The sequence below is a fragment of the Labrys sp. F242 genome, assembly GCF_057813875.1.
In genome coordinates, this window is the sequence record NZ_JBVASG010000003.1 from 379,762 (window position 1) to 403,101 (window position 23,340).

General features: G+C 65.1%; 24 protein-coding genes. 7 read left to right on the forward strand and 17 right to left on the reverse strand.

Translation table 11 applies throughout. From position 1 onward, the window contains the following. Positions 1 to 95: 95 nt before the first annotated feature. Positions 96 to 560 carry a YbaK/EbsC family protein gene (locus tag ACZYTC_RS21405; RefSeq protein WP_434958501.1) on the forward strand — a complete coding sequence of 155 codons (465 nt, stop codon included), beginning with the start codon at positions 96 to 98 and terminating at the stop codon, positions 558 to 560. Between the two features lie 4 nt (positions 561 to 564). Further along, positions 565 to 1,656, forward strand: a complete 1,092-nt coding sequence (locus tag ACZYTC_RS21410) for a Gfo/Idh/MocA family protein (protein ID WP_488990487.1) — start codon at positions 565 to 567, stop codon at positions 1,654 to 1,656. A 19-nt stretch (positions 1,657 to 1,675) separates the two neighbouring features. Here ACZYTC_RS21410 and ACZYTC_RS21415 read toward each other — a convergent pair whose 3' ends face one another. Then, positions 1,676 to 2,083, reverse strand: coding sequence for a DUF2000 family protein (locus ACZYTC_RS21415; protein WP_488990488.1), 408 nt, complete (start codon positions 2,081 to 2,083; stop codon positions 1,676 to 1,678). A gap of 2 nt (positions 2,084 to 2,085) precedes the next feature. On the opposite strand from ACZYTC_RS21415, the gene ACZYTC_RS21420 reads away from it, so the two are divergent. Further along, a complete protein-coding gene (locus ACZYTC_RS21420; RefSeq protein WP_488990489.1) occupies positions 2,086 to 3,012 on the forward strand; it encodes a helix-turn-helix domain-containing protein in 927 nt (308 codons plus the stop codon). Between the two features lie 228 nt (positions 3,013 to 3,240). Here ACZYTC_RS21420 and ACZYTC_RS21425 read toward each other — a convergent pair whose 3' ends face one another. From ACZYTC_RS21425 to ACZYTC_RS21465, 9 genes are all read right to left on the reverse strand, one after another. Then, positions 3,241 to 4,749 (reverse strand): amidohydrolase family protein, encoded by a 1,509-nt coding sequence (locus ACZYTC_RS21425; protein ID WP_488990490.1) that lies wholly within the window; start codon positions 4,747 to 4,749, stop codon positions 3,241 to 3,243. After that, entirely contained in the window at positions 4,746 to 5,174 is a 429-nt protein-coding gene (locus ACZYTC_RS21430) for a VOC family protein (RefSeq protein WP_434958496.1), read from the reverse strand. The genes ACZYTC_RS21425 and ACZYTC_RS21430 overlap by 4 nt, the downstream gene beginning before the upstream one ends. 2 nt (positions 5,175 to 5,176) lie before the next feature. Further along, complete coding sequence (locus ACZYTC_RS21435; protein ID WP_488990491.1) at positions 5,177 to 6,070, reverse strand: ABC transporter permease; 894 nt, start codon at positions 6,068 to 6,070, stop codon at positions 5,177 to 5,179. Next, positions 6,067 to 7,116, reverse strand: coding sequence for an ABC transporter permease (locus ACZYTC_RS21440; protein WP_488990492.1), 1,050 nt, complete (start codon positions 7,114 to 7,116; stop codon positions 6,067 to 6,069). Before ACZYTC_RS21440 ends, ACZYTC_RS21435 begins: the two co-directional genes overlap by 4 nt. Next, a complete protein-coding gene (locus ACZYTC_RS21445; protein WP_488990493.1) occupies positions 7,113 to 8,678 on the reverse strand; it encodes an ABC transporter ATP-binding protein in 1,566 nt (521 codons plus the stop codon). Before ACZYTC_RS21445 ends, ACZYTC_RS21440 begins: the two co-directional genes overlap by 4 nt. A 115-nt stretch (positions 8,679 to 8,793) precedes the next feature. After that, positions 8,794 to 9,846 carry a BMP family ABC transporter substrate-binding protein gene (locus tag ACZYTC_RS21450; RefSeq protein WP_488990494.1) on the reverse strand — a complete coding sequence of 351 codons (1,053 nt, stop codon included), beginning with the start codon at positions 9,844 to 9,846 and terminating at the stop codon, positions 8,794 to 8,796. A gap of 74 nt (positions 9,847 to 9,920) precedes the next feature. Further along, complete coding sequence (locus ACZYTC_RS21455; protein ID WP_488990495.1) at positions 9,921 to 10,250, reverse strand: NIPSNAP family protein; 330 nt, start codon at positions 10,248 to 10,250, stop codon at positions 9,921 to 9,923. A gap of 16 nt (positions 10,251 to 10,266) precedes the next feature. Beyond that, on the reverse strand, positions 10,267 to 11,895 hold the full coding sequence (locus tag ACZYTC_RS21460; protein WP_488990496.1) for a GMC family oxidoreductase: 1,629 nt from the start codon (positions 11,893 to 11,895) through the stop codon (positions 10,267 to 10,269). A 4-nt stretch (positions 11,896 to 11,899) separates the two neighbouring features. Next, positions 11,900 to 12,739: a uracil-DNA glycosylase family protein gene (locus ACZYTC_RS21465; protein WP_441771048.1), complete on the reverse strand. Its 840-nt coding sequence runs from the start codon at positions 12,737 to 12,739 to the stop codon at positions 11,900 to 11,902. 161 nt (positions 12,740 to 12,900) lie between these two features. Between ACZYTC_RS21465 and ACZYTC_RS21470 the strand changes: the two genes are divergently transcribed. Next, a complete protein-coding gene (locus tag ACZYTC_RS21470) occupies positions 12,901 to 13,566 on the forward strand; it encodes a TetR family transcriptional regulator C-terminal domain-containing protein (protein WP_454816488.1) in 666 nt (221 codons plus the stop codon). An 86-nt stretch (positions 13,567 to 13,652) separates the two neighbouring features. On the opposite strand, the gene ACZYTC_RS21475 is transcribed toward ACZYTC_RS21470, so the two are convergent. After that, entirely contained in the window at positions 13,653 to 13,934 is a 282-nt protein-coding gene (locus ACZYTC_RS21475; protein WP_068297566.1) for an HU family DNA-binding protein, read from the reverse strand. 432 nt (positions 13,935 to 14,366) lie between these two features. Here ACZYTC_RS21475 and ACZYTC_RS21480 point away from each other — a divergent pair, with 432 nt between their 5' ends. Further along, entirely contained in the window at positions 14,367 to 14,915 is a 549-nt protein-coding gene (locus tag ACZYTC_RS21480) for a methylated-DNA--[protein]-cysteine S-methyltransferase (RefSeq protein WP_434958488.1), read from the forward strand. A gap of 63 nt (positions 14,916 to 14,978) precedes the next feature. On the opposite strand, the gene ACZYTC_RS21485 is transcribed toward ACZYTC_RS21480, so the two are convergent. Continuing rightward, complete coding sequence (locus ACZYTC_RS21485) at positions 14,979 to 15,530, reverse strand: TetR/AcrR family transcriptional regulator (protein WP_488990497.1); 552 nt, start codon at positions 15,528 to 15,530, stop codon at positions 14,979 to 14,981. Between the two features lie 94 nt (positions 15,531 to 15,624). On the opposite strand from ACZYTC_RS21485, the gene ACZYTC_RS21490 reads away from it, so the two are divergent. Beyond that, complete coding sequence (locus tag ACZYTC_RS21490; protein WP_441771051.1) at positions 15,625 to 16,413, forward strand: SDR family NAD(P)-dependent oxidoreductase; 789 nt, start codon at positions 15,625 to 15,627, stop codon at positions 16,411 to 16,413. A gap of 11 nt (positions 16,414 to 16,424) precedes the next feature. On the opposite strand, the gene ACZYTC_RS21495 is transcribed toward ACZYTC_RS21490, so the two are convergent. The 5 genes from ACZYTC_RS21495 to ACZYTC_RS21515 form a co-directional block, all read right to left on the reverse strand. Beyond that, the gene (locus ACZYTC_RS21495) at positions 16,425 to 17,645 is read right to left on the reverse strand and encodes an enolase C-terminal domain-like protein (protein WP_488990498.1); all 1,221 of its coding nucleotides are present in this window, start codon (positions 17,643 to 17,645) and stop codon (positions 16,425 to 16,427) included. A gap of 158 nt (positions 17,646 to 17,803) precedes the next feature. After that, on the reverse strand, positions 17,804 to 18,637 hold the full coding sequence (locus ACZYTC_RS21500) for a carbohydrate ABC transporter permease (protein WP_434958484.1): 834 nt from the start codon (positions 18,635 to 18,637) through the stop codon (positions 17,804 to 17,806). A gap of 17 nt (positions 18,638 to 18,654) precedes the next feature. Next, entirely contained in the window at positions 18,655 to 19,533 is an 879-nt protein-coding gene (locus tag ACZYTC_RS21505) for a carbohydrate ABC transporter permease (protein WP_454816477.1), read from the reverse strand. 273 nt (positions 19,534 to 19,806) lie between these two features. Further along, positions 19,807 to 21,090 carry an ABC transporter substrate-binding protein gene (locus ACZYTC_RS21510; protein ID WP_488990499.1) on the reverse strand — a complete coding sequence of 428 codons (1,284 nt, stop codon included), beginning with the start codon at positions 21,088 to 21,090 and terminating at the stop codon, positions 19,807 to 19,809. A gap of 125 nt (positions 21,091 to 21,215) precedes the next feature. Then, on the reverse strand, positions 21,216 to 21,890 hold the full coding sequence (locus ACZYTC_RS21515) for a GntR family transcriptional regulator (protein ID WP_434958481.1): 675 nt from the start codon (positions 21,888 to 21,890) through the stop codon (positions 21,216 to 21,218). 254 nt (positions 21,891 to 22,144) lie between these two features. Between ACZYTC_RS21515 and ACZYTC_RS21520 the strand changes: the two genes are divergently transcribed. Further along, the gene (locus tag ACZYTC_RS21520; protein ID WP_434958480.1) at positions 22,145 to 23,254 is read left to right on the forward strand and encodes a hypothetical protein; all 1,110 of its coding nucleotides are present in this window, start codon (positions 22,145 to 22,147) and stop codon (positions 23,252 to 23,254) included. Positions 23,255 to 23,340: the final 86 nt, after the last annotated feature.

Below are 23,340 nucleotides of genomic sequence, written 5' to 3' on the forward strand. Positions count from 1 at the left end.
AGGCGAGACGCCTGCGATCCCAGGACAACCATGCTTCGCTTGGCACCCTCGCCGGCCTGCCCTAACCTTTCCGGCTTTCGGATGAGGACGATTTCATGACGCAAGCCATTGACCGGGTCCGCCAGGCCCTGCTGCAGGCCGGGCATCCCGACACTATCGCGATGTTCGCCGAGGGCACCCATACCGCGGCCGAGGCTGCCGCTTCCGTGGGCTGCAGCGTGGCGCAGATTGCCAAGTCGATCATCTTCCGCTCGGGAGAGATGCCGATCCTGGTGGTCGCGTCAGGCATCAACCGCATCGACCGCGCCAAGGTCGGCGCCGCCCTCGGCCGCAAGGTCGAGCGGGCCGATCCGGCCTGGGTCGAAGCCACCACCGGCTTTGCGGTGGGCGGCGTGGCGCCGGTAGGGCATCTCGCGCCGGCCCTCATTTTGATCGACGAGGACCTGCTTGCCCTCGATCCTGTCTGGGCAGCGGCGGGGTCGCCGACCCATGCCTTCCGCACCACGCCGGCCGAACTCGTGCGGGTGACCGGCGGTTCGGTGGCGAATGTGAAGGCTTGAGGCGATGACCGATCCTGCCGGGCCTTTCAGCCCCGATGTCGAGATCCGCACGCGTGATTATCGCATCGGCTGCATCGGCGCCGGCATGATCATGGCCGACGTGCAGCTCGCCGCCTATCGCGAGGCCGGCTTTCCCGTGGTCGCCATCGCCTCGCGCACCCGGGAGAAGGCGGCGGCCGTCGCTGGGCGCTACGCCATCCCAACCGTGCACGACACGCCCGAGGCGCTGATCGCGGACGAAAGAGTTGAGATTCTCGACATCGCCTTTCCGCCGGACCAGCAGCCAGCCCTGATCCGGCGGGCGCTGGCCGCGCCCCATATTCGCGGTATCCTTGCCCAGAAACCCTTCGCGCTGACTCTTGAGGAGGCTCGCCGCCTGCGCGACGAGGCCGATGCCGCCGGCAAGATCCTGTCGGTCAACCAGAACATGCGCTTCGACCAGGCGATGCGGGTGCTGCGGCAGATTCTCGATCGCGGCGAGCTGGGAAGTCCGGTCTTCGCCACCATCGAGATGCGCGCCATCCCGCATTGGCAGGGTTTCCTGGCGGATTACGACCGGCTGACCCTCGCCAATATGAGCGTGCATCACCTCGACGTGCTGCGCTTCCTGTTCGGCGAGCCTAGCGAAATCTATACCGCCGCCCGCCCCGATCCGCGCACCCGTTTCGAGCACACCGACGGCATCACGGTTTCCACGCTGAAATTCCCGTCCGGCCTGCTCGCGGTCTCCATGGAGGACGTCTGGTCGGGGCCGCGGCAGGAGGGCTTCGATTCCGACGTCTACATCAAGTGGCGGGTCGAGGGCACCGACGGCGTGGCGCAGGGCACCATCGGCTGGCCGGATGGTACGCCCTCCACCCTGCGTTATGCCTCGATAACGGCGACCGGCGGGCGCTGGGTCAGCCCGAGCTGGACGAGCAAATGGTTTCCGCAGGCCTTCATCGGCGTGATGGAGCAATTGCAATATGCGGTGAAGACGGCGACCACCCCCCAGCTCTCGGCCGGCGACAATGTCCGCACCATGGCGCTGGTGGAGGCCGGATACCGCTCGCTCGCCGAAAACCGTCCGGTCAGGCTGGACGAGTTCGAGGTTTGAGCATTCGAATCACCCTGCCCTAGGGGTGCATTTTCGCGCCCTTGACGATCTTGTCGACGACCTTCTTGTCGGCCCGGAGCGCGATACCGACCACCTTGGCATCGTCGACGGCGTAATCGGCGAAGACGGCGCGATTGGCGGCATCGTGACCGGTCTTGAACATCTCCTCGATATAGAGCGAGGTCCTGATGCCCCGGTCGAGCGAGCGGCGGTGGATCGCGCTCATCGTTTCCGCGTCGGCCGCCAGCACGATCGCCGGCTGCACCGACAGGGCATTGTAGAAGCGCCCGGCGCGATCACGATAGGCCTCGCCGATCATGTCGGGTATCTGGGCGATGATGCCGCTGGTGAGGAAGGCGGTGACGTTGAGTGCCTGCCAGGAGGCAAGATCGTCTCGCAACACGATGGCAAACTTGGTATCGAACATGAATGACGACTTTCGAGTCAGAATCTCCGGAGGCCGAGCCCCTAGCCGGAACCACGCCGTCAGCCCTAGGGCAGCAGGCCTTCCAGGGTCTTGAACGTTCGTGCGGCGACAGCGTCCGCACCGCGCCGCCGCTGCCCGGTATCGAGCGCATGGAAGCCTGGTTCCACGGCAATGCCTTCGAACTCCACCGCCACGATACCTATGCCGTCGGCGTCACCCTCGACGGTGTCCAGAGCTTCCGTTACCGCGGCGTATCGCGCGCCAGCCTGCCAGGGCAGGTGCTAGTGCTGCATCCCGATGAGCTGCATGATGGCGGCGCCGGCACCGAAGAGGGATTGCACTACCGCATCCTTTATCTGGAACCCTCGCTCCTGATGCGGGGGCTCGGCGACGGCGCGGTGTCGCTGCCTTTCCTGCGCCAGCCGGTTTTCAGCGATCCGGCGCTACGCGAGGATATTCTCGGCTTGCTCGGCCCGCTCGACCGCGGGCTGGAACAGCTTGCCGCTGACGATCTCATTGCCCGCCTGGCACAGGGGCTCGCTCGCCACGCCGGCCAACCGCTCAAGCCTCTCGGCAGCCTGGCCTGGCGGCAGGTCGACCGGGTGCGCGACTATCTCGAGGCCCATGCTCTCGAGGCGGTACGTTCGGAGGAACTGGAGGAGATCGCGGGGCTCGATCGCTACGCCCTGTCACGGCATTTCCGGGCGGCTTTCGCCACCAGTCCGCACCGCTTCCTGCTGATGCGGCGCCTGGGCCAGGCCCGCGCCCTGATTGCGTCAGGCGAATCGCTCGCCGAGGTCGCCGCCGCCACCGGCTTTGCCGATCAGAGCCACCTCACACGCCATTTCAAGAAGGCCTATGGGGTGACCCCGGGGCGTTGGGCCGGCCTGGTCGAGACGGGGCGGCGGTCAGGCCCAGTGGCCGCTTGACCAGACGGCTTCCGGCTATCGATGTATCACGCCGCTCGCAGCGGGCTTTGGCGGACCTGGAGAGGTGAGTCCGTCATCCCCGGCCGAGCCGCTCGCGAGCAAAGCGAGAGAGGGCGAGGGGAAGGGGATCCAGGGCTGGAGGGCTCAACTTATGGCCCCTGGATCCCCTTCCCTCGGCCTATGGCTTCGCCGGGAATGACGGTCAGGCTTCAATGGAAGTGGTATCGCTCACCCCCGCGTTCCGGCATATCTGTCCATGCCGACATCTAGGGCCGTGGCGCGCTGATGCATCTGCCCGAAATAGGGATGGAAGATGGCGTTGCGGGCTTCGATCTCGGCATGACCAGCCAGGAAAGCCGGCATGGCCTCGCGGATCTCGGCCAGGACGGCTTCCTCGTCGATACGGGTCAACAGGCCCTGTTCTACCACGATCTCGCCCTCGACCATCACGCGTTCGATCGAAGCGCCGTTCTCGGCATAGACCAACTGCCTGACGATGTCGTTGAGCGGCGTGAAGGCGAGGCTGTCGAGCCGAAGCATGATCAGGTCGGCGCGCTTGCCGACTTCGAGGGAGCCGGTGAGCTCTCCCAGAAGGGCCGTACGCGCGCCGCCCAGCGTGGCGGCGTTGAGGATTTCCCGGGCGGAGACCCAGCGTTCATGATCGGGGCCGGTGGCACTTTGTACCAGGGCCGCCGTACGCATGACGTCGAAGATGCGCGCGCTGTCGTTCGATGAGACGCCGTCCGTGCCAAGGCCGATGGTGACGCCGGCATTGATGAGGCGGCGGAGCGGCGCGATGCCGGCACCGAGCTTCAGATTGGAGACGGCATTGTGAGCCACCGAGCAGCCCGCCGCGCCCATCAGGGCGATATCGTTCTCGTCGACCCAGACCGAATGGGCAATGGTGATGCCGGAATGGAGCAGGCCGAGATCGTGCAGGTAGCGGATCAGGCTCTTGCCATGCAGGAGTTCGCCGGTCACCGCCTGGGTCTTGGTTTCCAGGATGTGGGTATGGAAGGGCACGCGCCATTGCTGGGCCAGCTCGTTACAGGCCAGCATCAGCTCGGGCGTGCAGCGCTGGGGCGCGGAGGGAGCGATCATGAAGCGCAGCCGTCCGGCCCTGTCCTGGAAGGCCGCCAGGGCGGAGCGGCAATAGTCGACATAGGCGGCAGCGGTGATCGGCGGGCCGAAATCGAGTTTCGCCTGCAGGTCTGCCGGCATGATCTGCCGGCCATAGGCGACGGCATCGAGCGGGTGGATATTCATCACCGCGCTGGAGACATTGGCGCGGATGCCGGCATCCTCATAGGCACGGAACACGGTGCCGAGCCGGTCGAGATCGTGACGGGGCGGGTCGAAGAAATCGTCGCACAGCAGGGTGACGCCGCCCTTCAGCGATTCCATCGCGAGCAGCAGCGTGCGCAGATAGAGCAGGCGCGGCGGCAGCAGCGGGCCCATCAGCAGCGGATAGGCATAGAGCAGCCATAATTCCAGCGGCAGGCGTTCATAGCGCCCCCGGAAGAAGGTTTCGCCGGAATGGGTGTGGGCGTTGACGAGGCCCGGCATCACCAGCCGGCCGCGCCCGTCGATCAGCCTCGCGCCGGGGTGGTCGCCGAGATCAGGGCCGATGGCGGCGATGCAGTTGCCCTCGACCAGGATATCGCCTCCGAAGGGCGTGCTGCCATGCTCGCCGCCCATGGCAAGGATGGTGGCGTTGCGGATCAGGACCCTGCTCATGCCAGTTTCCCCGGCGCACCGCCGTCGAGCCAGGCATAGAGCTCCCAAACCTCTCCATCCGGGCCGGCGAAATAGCAGCAGCGCGCATTCCAGGCATAATCGGCTGGGGGTCTTTCGAAGGCCACGCCCTTGGCGGCGAGCTCGGCGTGGCAGGCATCCAGTTCGGCCGGCGAGGACATCAGCACGGCGATCAGCACATTGTGATGGCCCGAACCGCGCTCGGCCGACAGGCCGGCATGATGGCTGATATGGCCGATGTCCCATAGGGCCAGTGTCAGCCCGGCGCCGTTGAAATCGGCGAAACCGGGAGCGCGGTGCTTCAGGGTGAAGCCGAGCCTGTCGGTGTAGAAGGCGATCGAGCGTTCGATGTCCGCGGTGAGGATGCAGACATCGCTGATCGCGTGGCGTTGGGCAAAGGCCGTCATTGTCAGTAATCCCGTAATTCGCCGCCGGTCGCGGCTGCCTTGACGCCGCCACGCAGCTGCCCGCTGATCCACACGCCCAGCACGGTGGCCAGATAGGGCAATGCAAGCAGGAAATCGCGGGGCACCTTGTCGCCGAAGACGAGCTGGGCCCGGATGCCGAGGGCATCGACGACGGAAAAGAACAGCGCGGCCAGGGCCGAGCCGATGGGATGTCCGCCGCCGAAGATCACCGAGGCAAAGCCCATGAAGCCGCGGCCGGCCGTCATGTTGATGCTGAAGAGCTGGAGCGTGCCGAGCGCCAGTTCGGCACCACCGAGGGCGCAGAGCACGCCGCCGCCCATCAGGGCGATCAGGCGCATGCGGGCCGGCGCAGCGCCCACGCTGCGGGCGGCGAAGGGATGTTCGCCGCAGGCCGTCAATTGCAGGCCGAAGCGGGTGCGCCGCACGATGACCCAGAGCGCCAGCACCACGAAGGGCATGGCGATCACGAGCACGGAGAGCACCCCGAAGGGGCCGAAGGCCTCGCCGAGCCGGGGCAGTCCCCGGCCGGCCATCACCGAGGCCTGGCTGCCATAGATGGCCTGGACGGCGAGATCCGTGCCGCCGAGCCCGAGGCCGGTGAGGCCGAGGCCGGCGATGATGGGATGGGCGCGCAGCTTCTCGACCACGAACCACAGCAGCATCGAGCCGAGCACGCAGACCACGATGGCAAGGCCGAGGCCGAAGGCGACCGAGCCGGATTTGGCGGTGCCGACGGCAGCGGCGCAGGCGCCCGCGATCATCAGCCCTTCCAGGCCGAGATTCCAGATGCCGGCCCGCTGGGCCAGCATGCCGGCCATGGCCACATAGATCAGCGGTGTGCCCGAGCGCAGGATGGCAATGAGGATGTCGCTCATGGCTGGGTCCTCCGCGCCGGCAGGCGCCGCTTGATGAAGCCGGGCAGCAGCCAGGTGCGCGCCGTGATGAACAGGGCGATGGCGGCGTTGATCACGTCGATGGCGGCGGCCGGCAGGCCGGCGATCACCGGCAGATAGAGGCTGGCGGCGGCAAGGCCGCCGAAGAACAGCGAGACGATGGCCGCGCCGGCCACGGAGAGCCCCGCGACGAGGGCGATCAGGATCGCGGTGAAGCCATGGCCGGGCAGGAAGCCGCTGACCAAGCGGCCATTGGGACCGAGCAGCTCGATCGAGCCGGCGAGGCCCGCCAGCGCGCCGCTGATCAGGAAGGCCGACAGCCCAAGGCGGGAGAGCCGGGCGCCCTGCCACGCGATCATCACCGCATTGCGGCCGGCGAGGCTGGAGAGCACGCCATAAGCGGTGCGGTTCACCAGGAGCCAGACCAGCACCAGAACCAGCACGGACAGCGCGATCATGGTGGGCGAGACGCCGGCCGAGGTGGCGATGCGGTAGGCTGAGGCGACGGGCCGGCTTGCCGTGACCTGTCCGGTGCCGGAGGGATCCTTCAGCGGGCCGGAGGTGACATAGACCAGGAGCAGGCCGGCCATGAAATTGCCCATCAGCGTGGTGATCACCTCATCGGTGCCGTAGCGCAGCCTGAGGAAGCCGGGCCAGGCCGCCCACAGGGCGCCCGCCAGCATGCCGGCCAGCATGGCCGATGGCACCACCACCAATGCGGGTGCCCCGTTGAGCAATTCGACGGCGGTCGCAGCTCCGATGGCGCCGAGGTAGAACTGGCCCTGCGCGCCGACGTTGAAATAGCCGCAGCGAAAGCAGACCAGCACGCCGGCGGCGGTGATCACCAGCGGCAGGGCCCAGCGCAGACTCTTCATCAGCGCATTGGGTGAGGTGAAGGCGCCGTCGGCGATGCTGCGGAACATCTCCGGAGCCGAGTAGCCGGCAAATTCGAACACGATGCCGCACAAGCCCAGTGCCAAAGCGACGAAACTGACGGCGCGCAGGATGGAAAGGAGGCGGGCGGTCATGCGGCTTCCTCCAGGGCGACGTCGCCGACCATGGCCTGTCCCACGGCCGCTATCTCGAAGGGGGCGGTGAACTCGGCGACGATGCGGCCGGAGAACATCACGACCACCCGGTCGGCGATGTCGAAGAGCTCGTCGAGATCCGAAGAGATCAGCAGCACGCCGCAGCCCTGGTCACGGCAGGCTCTCAGAGCGCGCCAGACGAAGGCGGTAGCGCCGATGTCGAGGCCACGGGTGGGCTGGGCCGCGATTACCAGCCGCGCCGTCTCGTCGATCTCGCGGGCGAGGATGACCTTCTGGGCATTGCCTCCCGAGAGTGAGCTGGCCGGTTGGGTCGTGGTGGAGAAACGGACGTCCCACCCGTGCAGGCTGGCCTGGCAGGCCTTCCTCAGCCGCGCGGGAGCAATGAAGGAAAGGATGCGTCCCAGCAGCAGGTTGCGGGCGGCCCAGTTCTCCCAGAGCGAGCTGGTCAGGCTCAAGCCCTCGCTGTTGCGGTCGAAGGGAATGATGCGCAGGCCGGCGGCGCGGCGCTCGAGCACGGGGCGCCTGGTGACATCCAGCCCATCGAGCGCAATGGTGCCACGCTCCAGGCCGACAAGCCCCGCGAGGGCACGGACCAGAGTTTGCTGACCGTTGCCCTCGACACCGGCAATGCCGACGATCTCGCCGGCGCGGATGGCGAGATCGGCCCGCTCGAGCGGACGCCCTTCACCGTCGGGACGGGTGGTGACGGCCTTCATCTCGAGGATGGGGGCGCCGGTGGATGGCTTCATGTCGTGGGCGGGAGGTGCGTTGGCGCCCTCGCCGACGAGAGCGGCCTTGTCCGCCTTGTCGAGGCCGGCGGCGGTACCGATGATCGAGTTGGCGAGGCGGGTGGCATCGATCTCGCTCACGGGCACGCAGGCCTCGATCAGGCGCCCGCCGCGCAGGACGCTGACCGTCTCGGCGATACCGAGCACCTCGCGGATCTTGTGCAGGATCAGGATGATGGTGACGCCGCGCTCGCGCAGGCCACGCAGCCGTTCGAACAAGGTCTCGATACCCGAGGGCGAGAGCACGGCGGTCGGCTCGTCCAGGATGAGGATACGGGCATCGGTTACCAAAGCGCGGGCGATCTCGACCGCCTGGCGGGTCTCCACCGGCAGGTCGCGGATGCGGGCGCGTGGATCGACCTTGACACCGAGGCCTTCGAGATGGGTGGCCCAGCGGGCGCGCAGAGCCTTGGCGCAGAACAACGCCCCCCGCCCTTGCGCGCCGAATTCCATGGCCTCGGCGACGGTGAAGGAGGGCGGCAGGGCAAAGCTCTGATGCACGAGCTCGACCCCGGCGGCACGGGCGGCATTGACCTTGCCGAGCGGTACGGGTTGTCCCCCGATCAGCAATTGCCCGGAGGAAGGCCTGACGATGCCGGCGCAGACCCGGGCAAAGGTTGTCTTACCGGCGCCGTTCTGCCCGACGACGGCATGGATGCGGCCGGCCTCGAAGCCCAGGCTCACCTGCCTGAGCGCCGCAACCTCGCCGAAGAGGACACTGACATCGCCGCATTCGAGGGCGTGCTGGGGCATGGTGGTCTTCCCGGATACGCGGGCCATCGGGCCGCAACCTGTCGGATGGAGCACTGCGCCTCGTCACCGCCAGAGGCAAGCCGGCGCGCGACGAGGAGGAGGAGGCAGGGGGGCTCTAGAGCGCGGTGTTGAGCGGCACCTTAAGCGTTCCGGCAATGATCTCCTTCTTTGCCTTCTCGATGTCGGGCCAGATCTCCTTGGCCTTGGCAACGAGATCGGCCGGGCCTTCCTTGAGGAAGATGTCGGAGAGCTCGAAGTCGATCACGCCGGTATCGATGCCGGTGGCGACGTGATGTCCCTTCCAGCCCTCGGTCAGCGCCTTGCTGACTTCCTGATAGAGCGACAGGCCGAAATCGAGCTTGACGATGGCGGCCACCGCCTTGGGGCCGAGCTTGTACTGCTCTCTGGAGATGGCGCTGACCAGGCGGCCGGGCGCTTCGGTGGCGGCCTGGATGATGCCGGTATCCGTGGCGGCTGAGTCGGTCTGGATATAGTCGACGCCGGACTGGAACAGCTGATTGGCGATCTCATGACCCTTGGCGGGATCCTGGAACGAGCCGGCGAAGGCCCCGGTGAACTTGATGTTGGGGCCGATCACAGCGGCCGCGGCCTTGAGGGCGTTGAGATCGGCGATCTGGCCGGGAATGCTGGCGCCGCCGATATAGCCGATCGCGCCGGTCTTGGAGATGCGGCTGCCGAACAGGCCCGAGAGATAGCAGCCCAGATAATAGTCATAGGCCACCGTCACCACATTCGGGATCGCGGGCTCGAATGGGTCGGCGTAGAGCTGCACGAATTTGGTGTTGGGATATTCGGGCGCCACGGCCTTGAAGGGTTCGGCGACCTCGTTGAAGGTCGAGACGACCACGCTGGCGCCGGCATCGCCGAGGCTGCGGAAGATCGATTCATAGGTCGCGGCGTCCTGCGCATAGATGATGCGGGTGGCAAAGCCCTTTTCGCCGGCCAGTTTCTTCAGCGATGCGATCATGCCGTCGACCGGGCCGTTGTCGCCCGCCGCCTGGGTATGGACCAGTGCCACCAGGCCTTCGGCGGCCCGGGTCTGGCTCGACAGCAGGCCGAAGGCCGCCACCCCTGCGGTGCCGATGAGGAATTGGCGGCGTGATGCCGAATACCGGAACAGGCCTGAAACGGAGGGAGTCTTCGTCATCTGTCAGTTCCCTTTTCTGGTTTGGATGGTGTTGATTTTTGTTGTTCTCCGGGGAGCTTCAGCGCCCCGGGCCGTCAGGCCGCCGGCAAGGGCGGGCAGATCGAGGTCGGCTTGAGCATCTTGACCTCCTGCGAGATCATGGCGTCCAGGCCCCAGACCTCGCCGATGAACTTGGTCCAGGCCGGGTCCGCGACCATGGCGGCGCGCCGCGTCTCGCGATCGCCCAGGCCCTGATAGGCCCACATCATCACGATCTGGTGCAGCGGGCCGATCTCGCTGACCCATAGGCCCATGAAGGTGCCCAGATGCTTCTTCTGGATCGGCAGGCCTTCGGTCTCGTACTTCTTGAGCCAGCGGTCGAGCTGGCCCGGCTTGAAGCTGTAGGTGCGCTGTTCGATGATCATGGCCGCCGTGCCTCCGTCATGGTTTGGCGTCGAGGATGAAATCGGCAGCCCGTTCGCCGATCATGATGGTCGGCGCGTTGGTGTTGCCGCTGGAAATGATCGGCATGATCGAGGCGTCCGCGACCCTCAGGCCCTCGACGCCATGGACCCTGAGCTCGGCATCGACGACGGCGTCGGCATCATTGCCCATCTTGCAGGTGCCGACCGGATGGAGGGTGGTCAGGGCCGAAGCCCGCAGCCATTCCAGCAACGCGTCGTCGCTGAGCGCGCCGGGCCCCGGCGCCAGTTCCTTGCCGCGATAGGGATCGAAGGCCGGTTGGGCGATGACCTCGCGCATCATGCGGATGGCGGTGATCATGGTCTTGCGGTCGAATTCGGTGGCGAGGTAATTGGCTCGGATGCGGGGCGGCGCCGCCGGATCGGCGGAGCGCAGCGTGATGGTGCCCCGGCTCTCCGGATTGACCGGGCCGACGCGGATTGTGAAGCCGTGATTGGCCTCCACTGCCTGCTTGCGGAAGGGATTGGGCCAATGGAGATTGGCGGTCTTCTCCAGCGCCGGCATGAAATGGGCCTGGATGTCGGGCGCCACCAGGTCGGGCCGCGACTTCATGAAGGCGCCGGCCTCATAGGGAAAGGTGGTGGTGATGCCGGTGCCCAGCACCATGCCCTGTGCGACCGAGGCGATCAGCTTGTCGGCGCGCAAATCGCCATAGAGCGTCACCGGCTGCTTGCATTCATAGCTCAGGCAGCAATCGACATGGTCCTGCAAGTTTCGCCCCACGCCCGGCAGATCATTAAGTACGGCGATGCCATGCTTAGCCAGCTCATCAGCCGGGCCGATGCCGGAAAGCATCAGCAATTGCGGTGAGTTGACTGCTCCGCCGCACAAAATCACTTCCCGTCTGGCCCGCACGGTGCACGGCCGCCCACCCTGCGTGAACAGGACGCCGGTAGCGCGCCCGTTCTCCACGAGGATGCGCTGGCTGAGCGCGTTCACCTCTACCGTGAGATTGGGCCGGTCGAGCACCGGTCGCAGGAAGGCATGGGAAGTCGACCAGCGCTTGCCTTTGCGGATGGTGAAATCGTAGCGCCCGAAGCCTTCCTGTTCGGCCCCGTTGAAATCATCATTGCGGGGATAGCCCGCCTGCACGCCGGCCTCGATGAAGACATCGAACAACCCGTTGCGCCCGCGGGCACGGCAGACGGTGAGGGCGCCCTCGGTACCATGGAAGCTGCCATTGCGTTCGACATGGGTTTCGGAGCGACGAAAAGCGGGAAGAACCTCGTCATAAGACCAGCCCGGCAGGCCCATCTGCGCCCAGCGGTCATAGTCATGGGCGTTGCCGCGCACATAGATCATGCCGTTGATGGTGGAGGTGCCGCCAAGCGCCTTGCCGCGCGGCCAATAGAGCGTGCGGTTGTTGAGATGGGGCTCGGGCTCGGTGCGGTAATTCCAGTTGTAGAGGCCGGAATTGAAGAGCTTGCCCATCAGCATGGGTAGGCGGAACAGGGGATTGCGGTCGCGTCCGCCCGCTTCGAGCAGCAGCACGCGGTTGCCGGGATCCGCGGACAGGCGATTGGCGACGACGCAGCCTGCCGAACCGGCGCCGATGATCACATAGTCGTATTCGGCATCGTTACGCATGGCCTTACCAGTCGATCGGGGCAGCGCCGAGCGCCTTGAGACGCTCATTGCCGAGAATGAAGGGATTGGGCAGGCCGAGCACCGCGTCGCCCCGGGCCGGATGCTCGCGCAGGATGCAGTCGTCGCCCTCCATGATGCCGGCCGCCCGGAGGGTCTGCGCCGCCGCCTCGCCAAAGCCGAGGAAGATCACCTTCTGTCCGGAACCGGCGAGATGGCGCAACACCGCCAGCATCAGCGGCCGCCACAGCGGTAGGTGGCCCCGGCTCTGATGCGGATCGATGGAGACCTGGAAGCGGCTGAGGGTTAGCGAGGCGTTGAGCAGCAGGGCACCGCTGGCCACCCAGCGATCGGCGACGGCATTGGCCGGCTCGAGTGCGACGGCGCCGGCCTCGATGGCGGAGCGCAGGCGCGGCCAATCGGCGATGCTGCCAGTCCAGCTGCCCTCACCGGTGCGGGCGGCGACGATCATCTGCATCACCGTGCGGATGGAGACCGAGAACATCTTCTCCAGCTCGCGCCATTCGGCGACATTGCCGGCCTCGAAGGCGCGGCCGGTCGAAAAGTCGGGGCTCGGATACGGATCCTGGCCGAGCACCACGCAGTGCACCTGGTGGGGGTCGAGACCGTCGAAGGCGCGCAGCATATGCGCGCCCTTGGGTTGCCCGGGAAAGAGGCGCCCCTTGCGTACGGGGAAGACCGGTTCCCACGGCTCCAGCGTCAGGCCGGCATCCATGTCGGCGAAGCCCAGTTCGACCGGGCCGAGGATGTCGCGCCAGGCGGGCGGCAGATCGGCCTGCCAGCCATCCAGCACGTCCCGCATGACTTCGCGCAATGATGTCGACATCGCCGCTGCATCCCCCTCGTTGCATGAAGGATAGTCAAAACCTGACCAAAACGTCAAGTTATGAGTTGAAAAAATCTGACGTTTCGGTCAGGTTTTGACATTGGGTTCCGATACCGGCATTTCCGGAGCACGGACGCATCTCGAGAGTGCGGGAGGACAAGGTGGCGACGACCAGCGCAAAGAAGGCGCGCAAGGATGGCTCGGACAACGAGGAACGCATCCGGGCCCGCAACGAGGCGGCGATCCTGGCCGCTGCTATCGACCTGTTCGCCCGCAAGGGTTTCGACGGGACGCGGATCGCCGAGGTCGCCGAACATTCAGGATTGCCCAAGGCGAACGTCTATTACTACTTCCCGGCCAAGGAGGATATTTACCGTGCCTTGATCGGTCGGCTGATCGCCAGCTGGGATACGGCGCTTGAGGAACTGCAGCCCGGGCGCGATCCGGCCGAAGCCATCATGGCCTATATCCGGGCCAAGCTCGATTATTCACGCCGCTTCGCCGCCCAGTCCAAGCTGTTCGCCAACGAGATTCTCAGCGGTGCGAAATTTCTCGACAAGGCCGGCCGCAGCCACGTGCAGCAAGCGACCCGCGCCAAGGCGGCCGTGGTCGAAGGCTGGGTCGCTGCCGGCAGGATGGCGCCGATCGCCATTCCGCATTTCTTCATCATGCTGTGGAGCACGACACAATTCTACGCCGATTTCGAGGTGCTGGCCTGCGATGCCATGGAAGTCAGCCGGCTGACCAAGAAGGATTTCGAGGCGGCTGCGCTCGCCATCGGCGATATCGTTCTGCGCGGCTGCGGCCTCGCAATGCCACCTGCCTGAGATCGAAATAGTATGCGCAAAATAAAACGGGACGGTGTCTAGCTGACACCGTCCCGTGTTTGAAACGGGGCTTGCGGCCCGCGAAATCAGCCGTTCACGGCATCCTTGAGCGCCTTGGCAGGCTGGAAGACCACCTTCTTGGAAGCGGCGATCTTGATCGTGGCGCCGGTGGAAGGGTTGCGGCCTTCGCGTGCGGGCTTGGCCTGCACCTTGAACTTACCGAAGCCGTTCAGGGAGACTTCCTCACCCTTGACAGCCGCCTCGGTGATCCCTTTCAGAACGTCCTCGACAGCTGCCTTAGCGGCAGTCTTAGTCAGGCCATGAGCGGCGGCAATACGGTCGGCAAGATCGCTGGTGCTGACGGGCATGATGTTATCCTTTCGATGATTCGTCCGATGGCGTTATCGCATGACCGGTTCGATATCGCCATCGCATGTACACCGGAAACGCACGGAAATCCTGCTTTTTCAACGGATATGAACGGATTTTCTCGCGCCCAGCTCTTGTTTGGAGCGGTTTGAGTTTGCAAACGCCTGTTTGGCGATGCCGTTTGGTAAAGTAAGCACCCGGCCGGCGATGCGATGAAAATGCCTTGCGCTTTGACGGACCCCGCCAGGGATTGCAAAGATGCCTTGGAGATCAGTGGGTTAGAATAAGGAAGCATTTTTGCCGGCCTACGCTTTGCTCCAGGGGACAGCACCGGGCTGGCGGACTATACTTGCCGACCATAGATATCGGGTGGAAGCGCGGGACTTTTTGCGGTGATATCGCGGCAAGTTCAATCACAGGGAGACGAAGCGATGACTTCCCCCCATTTTGCCTTGTTCGACACCGAAATCGGCACTTGCGCCCTCGCTTGGGGCGATAAGGGCCTGGTCAGTGTGCAACTGCCATCCCACAGTCCGACGGGCCTGCGGGCGCGCATGCTGCGCTCCCTGCCGGGTGCGATCGAGGCCGAACCGCCGGCGCTGGTTCGCCAGGCCATCGCGGCCATCCAAGCCCTGCTGGCGGGAGAGACAGCCGATCTCGGCTTCATCGAGCTCGACATGACGGCAGTGCCGGAATTCAATCGCCGGGTCTATGCCGTGGCGCGGGGCATCCCTCCCGGCTCCACCATGACCTATGGCGAGATCGCCAAGCAATTGGGCGATCCCCTGTTGGCGCGCGATGTCGGCCAAGCCATGGGGCAGAACCCCTTCACCATCGTGATGCCCTGTCACCGGGTGATGGCGGCCGGTGGCAAGTTCGGCGGCTTTTCGGCCTATGGCGGCGTGGAGACCAAGCGCCGGCTGCTCGAGATCGAGGGCGCCCTGCCAAAGCCGGAACCCACCTTGTTCGGCTGGGCCTGAGCCAGGAGGGATCGGGCCGCATGGACGAGCGCCGGCGGCTTGATGAGGGAAAGCCGGACGTCGTTACGAACCGGCTACCTGCCGAAGCGTCGCCTTCAGGATCTCGTCGGAAAGGGCGGGATCGTCGGCGATGCGGGCCAGAACCACGGCGCCGACCATGGCGGCCCACCCGGCGATCGCCGCGCTACGCCGTTCTTGCGGCGTTTCGCCCGGGGCGGTCGCGCTGAAATCCTCGATCTGCTCACGCAAGGAACGGGTCAGCACGGCACGGATATCCTGCGATCCACGCACAGCTTCTGTGCCGAGCGCGGCAAAGGGGCAGCCCTCGGCACGCGCATCGCGATGCGTCCGGCTGAGATAGGCCGCGGCATAGTCGGCCATCGTCCGGCCCGGAGGCTTGGCCGCCTCCGGTTGAAACAGCACATGAGCGAGCGCCTGGGCGATCAGATCCTCCTTCGACTTGAAGTGACCATAAAAGCCGCCATGCGTCAGACCTGCGGCCGCCATGATTTGCGCAACGCTCACGCCGTCCAACCCCTTCTCCCGATAGAGGCGCGCAGCCGCATCCAGGATGCGGTGGCGATGCTCAGCGACCTGTTCGCGGCTGACTTTCATGACGGGCTCTCCTGTCTCGCTTGACTTTATACATGATGTCTATCATGAATGCACTATATATGATGATCATCATGAATAGGAACGGAGAGATGTCATGACCCAAACGCGACCCACGGTTCTCATCACCGGTGCCTCCACCGGCATCGGCGCAACCTATGCCGAACGCTTCGCCCGGCGCGGCCACGACCTTGTGCTGGTGGCGCGGGACGAGGCGCGATTGAACGCGCTTGCCGACCGCCTTCGCCAGGAGAACGGCGTGGCCGTCGACATCCTCAGGGCGGATCTGACGGCCGCCGAGGATCTGGCGCGCGTCGAGGCGCGGCTGCGCGAGGACGCCAAGATCGGCATCCTGATCAACAACGCCGGCGCGGCCGCCCATGGCGGGTTTGCCGACCAGGATCCGGATGCGCTGGAGAGGCTCATCCGTCTCAACGTGACGGCACTGACGCGGCTGGCCGGTGCGGTGACGCCCCGGTTCCTGGCGGCGGGAACGGGTGCCATCGTCAACATCGCCTCGGTGGTGGCGCTGGCGCCGGAATTCGGCCTGGGTGTCTACGCAGCGACCAAGGCTTTCGTGCTGACCTTGTCGCAGAGCCTGCAGGTGGAGCTCGGCCCGCGCGGCCTCTATGTCCAGGCCGTGCTGCCGGCTGCGACCCGCACCGAAATCTGGGAGCGCTCGGGCCGCGATGTGAACACGCTGGAAGGCGTGATGGACGTCGGCGAACTGGTCGACGCCGCGTTGGTCGGCTTCGACAGGCGGGAAAGCGTCACCATTCCGCCCTTGCCGGATGCGGGGCAGTGGGAGGCCTTCGATGCCGCCCGCCGCGCCATGCTGCCGAACTTCCGGCAGGAGCACGCAGCGGAGCGCTATCGGTCGGCCTGACCGGATTCCCTTTATTTTTTGGGAGTGGCGAAGCGCTGCTCGGGCAGGATCGAATACCAGCCCGGGCGGCCGGGGTCGCGGTCATAGGTATAGCCGCCGACCTCACGGTAGTACTCGGCATAGCGGGCGAGCTTGTCGCGATCGAGCTCGACGCCGAGGCCCGGTCCCTGCGGCAGGGCGATGGCCCCATCGACATAGCGCAGCGGCCCGCCGACGATGATGTCGTCGGTGAGATGATGGTAATGCGCATCGGCGGCGAAGGAGAGGTTCGGTAGCGCCGCGCCCAGATGCAGCATCGAGGCAAGCTGGATGCCGAGTTCGCCCGAGGAATGCACGGCGGCGCCGTACTGGAAGGTCTCCAGCACCGTGCCGGCCTTGTGCGCCTGGCGCAGGCCGCCCCAGAAGGTGGTGTCGAGCAGCACGACATCCACCGCTTCCAGGCGCAGATTGGCGGCGAGCTGCTCGAAATTCACCACCACCGTGTTGGTGGCGGTGGGGATGCGGACGAGGCCTCGCAACCGGCGCATGCCTTCGAGGCCCCAGGTCGGATCCTCGAAATAGTCGTTGTTGAGATGCTCGATCGCTCGCCCGACCCGGACCGCTTCCTCCACCGACCAGGCAGCATTGGGATCGAGGCGCAGCCGATCGTTCGGGAAGGCAGCGCCTAGGGCGCGGAAGGTTTCGATGTCGTGCTCCGGCGGGAAGAGACCGCCCTTCAACTTGTGGCTGGTGAAGCCATGCCGGGCCTTGAGTTCGCGGGCATGGGCGACGATCTCGTCCGGGCTGGTCTCGCCGCCTTGGCCGGTTTCTTCATGCCGATAGCGATAGAAAAGATAGCTGGCAAAAGGAATCGTCTCGCGTATGGCGCCGCCTATGAGGTCGCAGGCCCGGATGCCGAGTTTCTTGCCGGCGGCATCCATGCAGGCCATTTCGATGGCGGCGTGGAGTTGCATGCGGTTGTTGTAGAGCGAGGCGGTGGGATTCATGATCTTCCAGCGCAGCTGCTCGAGCTGCAGCGGATCATGGCCCTCGAGATAGGGTAGGAGGGCGCGCACCGCTGCCTCGGCCGACTCGCCGCCGCCGCCCATCTCGCCGAGCCCGATAATGCCTTCGTCGGTGATCACTTCCACGATGGTGCGGATGAAGCGCCCCCAATGCGCGCCCGCGGCATGGCGCAGCGGCGCTTCGAGCGGCACGGCGACGGTGGTGGCCTTAAGGTCGACGATCTTCATCGCACTATCCGGTTGCAGGAAGAGAAAAGGGAGAAATGACGCATCAGCTCGCGGTTCCCAGAAGCAAAGCGCGTTTTAGCGAAAACGCACTTTTGCTCTGGCTCTTTGTTCGAACGCGTCTTTGCGATTCTTGGTGATTCGGTCAGCATCGCAAAACGCTATAGAGCGAGGCCGCGCACGAAGTGCTTCTGCAGTATGAGGAACAAGAGGAAGGTCGGCAGCGAGACGATCAGGGTGGCGGTGATGATGGTGGGTGCGTCGGCCTGGCCGTAGAGGCTCTGCATGCCGAGCAGGGCGACCTGAACGGGGCGGGCATCGGGTGAACGCACCAGGATCATGCCGAAGAGCAGGTCGTTCCACACCCAGGTGAACTGCACCAGCGTCAGCATCAGGAAGGGCGCCTTGGCCAGCGGCATCATGATCTTCCAGAACACCTTCCAGCTCGAGGCACCGTCCATTTCGGCGGCTTCCTGGATGTCCCAGGGCACGGTGAGGAAGAAGCCACGCATCACGAAGGTGGCGAAGGGGATGCAGATCGCGGTGTAGAAGGCGAACAGCCCGATCTTGGTGTCGTAGATGCCGAGGGCGATGTAGCTCTTGAACAGCGGGATCAGATACATCTGCAGCGGGAAGATCGTGCCCGAATAGATGAACAGGAACCAGCCCAGGCCCCGCGGCAGCTTCAGCCTGACGATGCCATAGGCGGCGAGGGCGGCGAGCAGCACGGCCGTGAGGGAACTCGCCGCGCCATAGAGCAGCGAGTTGATAAAGCCGCTCTGGATACCCTGTGCCCAGGCATTGGCGATGTTGTTGAGGAGGTTGAAGCTGGTCGGCAGCTTCAGTGGGCCACGGGTGTAATCGGTGGCCGTCTTGAGCGTGTTCATCAAGAGGAAGGCCATTGGCGAGAGCCAGACCAGCGTCACCGCCAGCATGGCGCCCGAAAGGATGGTTTTCCTGCGATCGCCGGATTGCGCCACGCTTGCACGTTCCATGGCTATACGCTCCATGACTAAACCTGGCTCTCGCGCGCGAGCATGTTGCGCAAATAGAGATAGGAGAACACCAGCGAGAGGGCGGAGATCACCACTGCGACGGCCGAGGCGTAGCCCATCTTGAAGTTGGCGAATCCCTCCTTGTACATGGTCACCGCCAGGGTTTCGGACATGCGGGCCGGGCCGCCGCCGGTCATCACCCAGATGGTGTCGAACACCTTGAACGAGTTGATCACCGCCAGGAGGGAGGCGATCACCACATAGGGCATCAGCATGGGGATGATGATCTTGGTGGCGAGCACGAAGCCGGCGGCACCGTCGAGGGTGGCTGCTTCCACCGGTTCCTTGGGCAACCCCTGCAGGCCGACCAGGAAGATCATCACGTTCAGCCCGGTCGCCTGCCAGGTATAGGCACCGATCATCGCATAGGTGTTGTAAGGCTGGACATAGAGCCAGTTCACCTTGAGTGCCCCCAGGCCGATGGTGTCCAGGAGGATGTTGAGGGCGCCCTGGTCGCGCAGCACGAAGCCGAAGACGATGCCGGCGGCGGAGGCCGAGATGGTGGCGGGAATGTAGATGCAGATCTGCATCAGCTTCGCCCCCTTCAGCCCTGAAATGGCATAGGCGAAGAAGAAGCCGAGCCCGACCGGCAAAACCACGCCCAGCACCATCCATTTCAGCGTGTTGACGAAGGGGCGGGTGAAATTGGCATCCGTCACCAGCTTGAAGAAGTTCTGCAGGCCGATGAAACGCGGCGCGGTCATGCCGTTCCAGTCGGTGAAGGCGAGCAGGGTGGTGTAGAGCATCGGCAGGATCAGGAAGACGCCCACCATCAGCGCCGCCGGGGCGACATAGAGATAGGCTTCGCGCTGCTTGTGGTCGGACAGGGGGGACATGGGAGAGCCGAGTGCTGGGGTTCAGGATAAGGCGCCATTCTCCTTCCCCACGAAGCTGGGGAAGGTGTCGTTGCAAAGCAACGACGGAAGGGGGGGGTGGCGGGCAGCGCGTGGAACATGCCGAGCTGACACGACGGTCGAGCAGGCGTGCCAAGGCCAACCGCGCCCGCCGCCCCCCCCCTCCGACCCGACTTCGTCGGACAACCTCCCCCAGCTTCGTGGGGGAGGCGAACTGAGCCTCATTCTGCGAGCGTCGTGGAGAAGTGCCGTCTCTCACGGCTTGGGATGCGCCGCCCAGTAATCGTCGGCGATCTTCTGCAGGTTCTGCATCACCTCCGGCGCGGAATTCGGGTCGAGCACGAATTTGGAGATCTCGTCGACGGCCGCTTCGGCGATCGGCGAGGGCGTGGTTTCCCAATAGCGGCCGAGCAGCTTGTAGTTGCCCTTGACAACCGCATCGTTCAGCTTCGCCACCTCCTTGTCATCCGGCAGCTTGGCATCGGTATTGGCAACGAGGAAACCGGTGAGGTCGGCCCAGCGCTGCTCGCCTGCCTTGCTCATCCAATACGCGGCGGCCTTCACGGCGGTCTCATGCGTGTCGGAGTTCTTCGACACCAGCAGCGGCCCCGCCTCGAAGATCACGCTGGGCGGCAGGCTGGCCTTCTTGTTGGGCAGCACGAACAGGCCCCAATCGCGTCCCTCGATCGTGCCGGCCTTGGTGACGGTGTCGGCAAACCAGGTGCCGACCAGCATGTGAACGACTTTTCCCTGGGCGAAGGAATTGTTCATGCTGTCGCCGGTGGTGAAGCCGAAGGGCGAGGTGCCGTCATCCATCCAGCCCTTGGCCATCCAGTCCTTCCAGGTGGCGAAGGCGGCGGCGACCTGCGGATCGGTATATTTGGCCTTGCCGGCCATCAGCTTCACATAGAAATCCGGATCGGATCGCACCAGGAACTCGGAAAACCAGATGAAGGCCGGCCAGCGTCCCTCGATGGTCTGGCCGATCGGGATCTTGTTGGCAGCCTTGATCTTGGCGAGGTTGCCCTCCAGTTCTTCCCAGGTCCTGGGAACCTCGAGGCCGAGTTCCTTGTAGACGTTCTTGTTATAGAACATCGCCCAATAGGCGACATTGTTGGGCACGGCATAGATCTTGCCATCGAAGCTGAAGGCATCGGCCACTTCCTGCTTGACCTTGCCTTCGGCCAGCAGAGGCTTCCAGATCGCCGTCAGGTCCTCCAGCAGGCCTGCTTCCACCAGGTCCTTCATGCGGTAGCCGGACCACCAGGTGAACATGCCCGGCGCCGAGGTGGTCGGCAGGGCGGCTCGGACGGCGGCCTGGTAATTGGTGGTGTCGCCGAAAGGCGTGACCTGCCAGCTCGCAGTAGGGTCGTCCTTGCCATAGGCCTCGAAATTGGCCTGCCAGCCAGCCTTGTCATGCGAGACCGTCAGCTGCGGCTTGTCGGCGGCGTGGGTCGCCGAGGCCAACAATCCCGCGGCGAGCAGGCCGGCGACGGCCGCCAGGCAGATTCCCCCTGATCGAGCCCTGGGCCCGCTCAAGGGGAATCTGCAAGATGCCAGAAATTGGCGGAGCTTCGTGACGATCATGGGTTCCCTCCTGCTTGCGGTCGTTGCCGAAGCTTTGGTTTTGTCGTTAGGGCGGCCGCCTTTCCGGCGGCTCTGGTTCAAGGCGTGCGCGCGACGAAACTGTCGAGCGCCTGCAGGATCGTGCGCAGATGGTTGCGCATCGCGATGGCTGCGGCGTCCTGGTCGCCGGCGGCGAGGCCGGCAAGGATGTCGCGATGTTCTGCGATGATGGCGTCCGACCGGTTCGGCCAGTTCACGGTGACGAAGCGCAGGCGGTTGAGATGGGCCTTCATGTCCTCCAGCTCGTCAGCGGCGGCGAGGCAATCGACCGTTGCGAAGATGCGGCGATGGAAGGCTTCATCCAATTCGTAGAAACGGCGCAAATCCTTGCGGCCGGCGGCGAATTCCTGCTCGTCCACGATGCCGGCCAGAGCGTCGAGGTCGGCCTGATTCGCCGCCTGGCAGGCCCTGCGGCTGACTTCCACCTCGACGACCTCGCGAATGAGCTGGGCAGCCTTGACCTTTTCCACCCGGATCGGCGCAACGACCGTACCGCTCTGCGGAAAGATCTCGACCAGGCCGAGATTGGCAAGACGCAGCAGGGCTTCGCGCACCGGCGTGCGGGACACGGAAAGGCTGGCGGCGATCTCCGCCTCGCGGATCGGCTGCTGGGGCCTGAGCACGCCAAGCACGATGTCGCTGCGCAACATCTCATAGACATTGGTAGCGGTGGAGCGCGGCCTCACATTCGCATGTCGCAGCGTGTCCAGCATGGCGGATAGCTCCGATGATCGGTTCCTGCGTGACGTCGATTAATATATTAGTGCATTTATATTGTTGCAAGCGCCTTCTTCGCCGGGGTTCGAAATCCTCCGGCGGGACAGAAGACAAGCGCCGAGGAGCGGCACTTTGCGGCAGCTTGCCGCCTGTTGCGTCTGGCCGCTTTTGGATCATACTGGCGGCAAGGGAAGTCTATCTTGTTGTTTTGACACGAATAAAAACAGCCGATTCAGGGGAGATGCAGTTCATGGCCGCCGATGAGGAGTTTGTCACGGTCGAGGCGCGCGGCATCCGCGTGACTCTGGATCTTGCGGTCGGGCATATCCGGGAACTCATGGTGGAACGGGACGGCCGTCAGGTCGCGCCCCTGCATCGTGCGCCCTGGTTGGAGGAGGCGCATGCCGCCGATACGCCGGCCCATCTCCGGCGCCTGTCGGGCGACTTTCTCTGCGCCCCGTTCGGCCTCAGCGATGTCGATGGTTCGCCGGCCCATGGCTGGCCGGCCAATTCGGCCTGGAAACCTGTCGAAATCCGCGCGATCGATGGTGGGCGCCAGGCTCGTTTCGAGCTGGAAAAACGGGTGATGGGCGCACGCGTCGTCAAGGAACTCACTGTTCGCGACGGCCATCCTTTCCTCTACCAGCGCCATCTGTTCCAGGGCGGGGATGGTGCCGTCTCGGTCGGCCTGCACATGATGGTGTCGCTGCCGCAGGGCGGACATCTGAGCTTTTCGCCCAAGCGGTTCGTCGAGACGCCAGCCGATCCGCAAGAGGCCGATCCGCTCAAGGGGCGCTCGGCGCTGGCTTATCCCGCGCGCTTCAGCGATCTCAAGAAGGCGCCGCTTGCCGATGGCGGCACGGCCAATCTCAGCTGCTACCCCTTCGATCGCAATCACGAGGATTGCGTGATGATGCCCGAGGCGCCTGGCCGGGAGCTCGCCTGGGGCGCCGCACTGCGGCACCACGAGGCGGATCTGGTGCTGAGCCTGAAGCGGCCGGAAGATTTTCCCTCCACCCTTTTGTGGATGAGCAATGGGGGGCGCTATTACAGCCCCTGGAACAGCCGCCATCGCGGCGTGCTCGGCCTGGAGGAAGTGCGGACCTATCTGCTGGCGGGCCACAGGGCGTCGGTCGAACCGAATGACTATAGCGAGCAGGGCATCCCGACCTCGATCAGCCTGACGCCGTCGGGAGAGGTCGACCTGCGGCAGGCCATCGGCATCATGCCGGTGCCGCCGGGCTGGGACCGGGTGACGGAGGTGGAGACGCGCGCAGACCGGCTGGCCGTGCTGTCCGACGTCGGCGAATTCAGCGTGCCCTATGATCCCGCCTTCGTGCTGCATCGCCAAGGCGTTTAGCGATTTGCCGGCATCGGCGAAAATTGCAAAGACGCATCGAAACAAGGAGCTAGGGGCCGACAAGAAAAAGGCCGGTCATGCGACCG